The sequence below is a fragment of the Roseovarius sp. MBR-79 genome, from assembly GCF_053628555.1.
This window is the reverse complement of the sequence record NZ_JBRJGP010000078.1, coordinates 1-1,080: the sequence shown is the minus strand read 5'-3', so window position 1 is coordinate 1,080 and position 1,080 is coordinate 1. Positions and strand designations below refer to the sequence as shown.

Sequence of the window (1,080 nt, the reverse complement as noted above, 5' to 3'; positions counted from 1 at the left end):
GCGGTCTCCGGCTTCCTCGAGGCTATCGGCGACCGCGCGGCATTTCAGCCGCCATTTGCGCAGAAATACCTTGCGGCGCTTTTCCACATCGGCCGCCGTCTCGGCATAGATCATGTCGCGGTAATCATTGCTTAACTCCTCATGCATATGCTGCGGAGCGTGCGCCAGAAGGTTGCGATGCTTGTGGACGGTGCAGCGTTGGATCGGCAGGTCATCGTCCCAGAGCGCCACCAGCGCGGCTTCCAGCCCCGGCGCGCCATCGACGATGACAAGCTCGGGGCGTTGCAGGCCGCGGGCATCGAGGTCGGCGAGGAACTGTGCCCACGCCGCCTTGCTCTCCCCACCCATATTCATGATGGAAAGCAACACCTTCTGTCCGTCGCGGCGCACCCCGATGGCCGCCAGAACCGAGATGTTCGTGGCCTTTCTATCCAGCCGCGTCTTGATCACGGTGCCGTCGAGAATGAGCCGGATGATATCCTCATCGGCCAAGCTGCGCGCGCACCAGGCGTCCCAGTCCCCCTTCACCTTGCGCCAGGCGCGGCTGACCACGTCCTTGCTCACCGCCCCCTTGAACAACGCGAAAAGCGCCCGCTTCACGCGGCGCGTATTCGTGCCCGAAAGGTAAACCGACGCGATCAGCGCCTCAGCGGTCTTGGTCAGACGCTGATAGCGCGGCAGCGCTTTTGAGCGCCATTCGCGGACGCGGCCAGCCTCATCTTCCACCCGCGCGCGCGGCACGCTGATCGTCTCGGTGCCGAATGTCCCGGTGATCTGGCGATCCCGGCTGCCGTGGCGATACCCCTTCACCGCTCCGGCCCCGCGGCCATAGCGCAGACGGCCCAGAAAGCTGTCCAGTTCCTCGTTGAAAACCGCCTCGATGGTACCGCGGATGTTGGCGCGCAGACGGTCCTCGATCGGGTCAAAACCGTCATCGCAAGCAAGTAGCGAAAGCGCGCTGGTCTGTGTATCTTGGTTCATGGCGTGATCTCCTTGGCGGTGCCAGCCGCCGGTTGGGTGGGTTTCGTTCACCCGGAGATTACGCCACCTTCAAATTTCCACCACCTTCGCGACACGACC

1 protein-coding gene is annotated in these 1,080 nt (G+C 63.6%); it reads right to left on the bottom strand.

The features are described 5' to 3' along the window. The coding region (locus ACSSV8_RS20215) for an IS256 family transposase (protein WP_454283682.1) at positions 1-981 on the bottom strand (981 nt) is incomplete at its 3' end. Positions 982-1,080 lie beyond the last annotated feature (99 nt).